This window comes from Streptomyces sp. AC627_RSS907 (assembly GCF_019049165.1).
Genome location: NZ_JAGMUE010000273.1, coordinates 1 through 736, shown reverse-complemented (window position 1 = coordinate 736; position 736 = coordinate 1). Strand labels below are relative to the sequence as shown.

The following is a 736-nucleotide window of genomic DNA, read 5'->3' as shown; positions in this document are numbered from 1 at the left end:
GGCGTGGGCGCTGCTCGTGATGGTCGTGCTGACCGCGACGAACCTGGCCTCGGTCGGCTCGTACGGCGAGTTCGAGTTCTGGTTCGCCGGGATCAAGGTCGTGGCGATCGCCGCGTTCATCGTCATCGCCGGGCTCGCGGTCTTCGGCGTGCTGCCGGACACCGAGGCGGTGGGCACCTCGCACCTGACCGGCGACGGCGGCTTCCTGCCCAACGGCCCCGGCACCATCCTCTCCGGCATGCTCCTGGTCGTCTTCTCCTTCATGGGCAGCGAGATCGTCACGCTGGCCGCGGGCGAGTCCGCGGAGCCGGCGAAGATGGTCAGCCGGGCGACGAACAGCGTGATCTGGCGGATCGGCATCTTCTACCTGGGCTCGATCCTGCTCGTGGTGATGCTGCTGCCGTGGAACTCGCAGGCCCTCCTCGACGACGGCCCCTACGTCGCCGCGCTGAACGAGATCGGCATCGCCCACGCCGGGACGATCATGGACGTGATCGTGGTGACGGCCGTGCTGTCCTGCCTGAACTCGGGCCTGTACACGGCCTCCCGGATGGCCTTCTCGCTCGGCCAGCGCGGCGACGCGCCCGCGTCGTTCGCACGGGTGAACAAGCGGGGTGTGCCGGCCGCCGCGATCTGGTCCTCGGTGGCCTTCGGCTTCGTCGCCGTGATCTTCAACTACACCTCGCCGGACACGGTCTTCGAGTTCCTGCTGAACTCCTCCGGCGCGGTGGCCCTG

At 68.9% G+C, this 736-nt stretch carries 1 protein-coding gene; it reads left to right on the top strand.

Annotated features, from left to right (window positions below; genetic code table 11):
* Positions 1-736: amino acid permease (locus KUM32_RS33240; protein WP_217145641.1), on the top strand; the 736-nt coding region annotated here is incomplete at both ends.